Origin of the sequence: Streptomyces termitum (genome assembly GCF_014650175.1) — a bacterium.
In the GTDB taxonomy this organism is placed as follows: Bacteria; Actinomycetota; Actinomycetes; order Streptomycetales; family Streptomycetaceae; genus Streptomyces; species Streptomyces termitum.
Map to the genome: position 1 here is coordinate 1 of NZ_BMUL01000079.1, position 501 is coordinate 501.

The 501-nt window shown below is 49.9% G+C and carries 1 protein-coding gene; it reads right to left on the reverse strand.

The features are described 5' to 3' along the window. Positions 1-53: 53 nt before the first annotated feature. Positions 54-293, reverse strand: a complete 240-nt coding sequence (locus tag IE219_RS32810; protein WP_189820570.1) for a hypothetical protein — start codon at positions 291-293, stop codon at positions 54-56. Between the last annotated feature and the right edge of the window lie 208 nt (positions 294-501).

The following is a 501-nucleotide window of genomic DNA, read 5'->3' on the forward strand; positions in this document are numbered from 1 at the left end:
CTTCACCTTTCAAAGTCGATCTTCCAATAATCACCTTTAGCGCCTGACAGGTCTCAGCTCTTACCCCCTCGATTTGCCCAGCTCCTTTTACCAACTTTTTTTTCCGAGACAAGATGCAATTCTTCACCGTCATCGCTGCCCTCGTCGCCTTCACCGGTGTCTTCGCTGTCCCAGCCCCCACTCAAACCGAGCAGGCAACCCTTGAACCTCGCCAGTTTGGTGGTTTCGGCGGCTTTGGACCCGCAAACGTAGTCGCCGGAGCGGCTGACATTGCCACACTCGGTGTTTTCCACAACGCGCTTGGCGGTGGATTCGGCGGTGGATTCGGCGGTGGATTCTTCTAAGACTTGTCATCTCGATCCCTGACAAACCTGGAATACCGTTGACGATGAAGTTTCTCTTTCTCATTTTTTGTTCTCCTTGTAACTGCTGGGCATTATTATCTTTAAGCTGAGACCTTATGAGTAGCTTGCTACTGCGCAAATTATAGTGATTATTTTT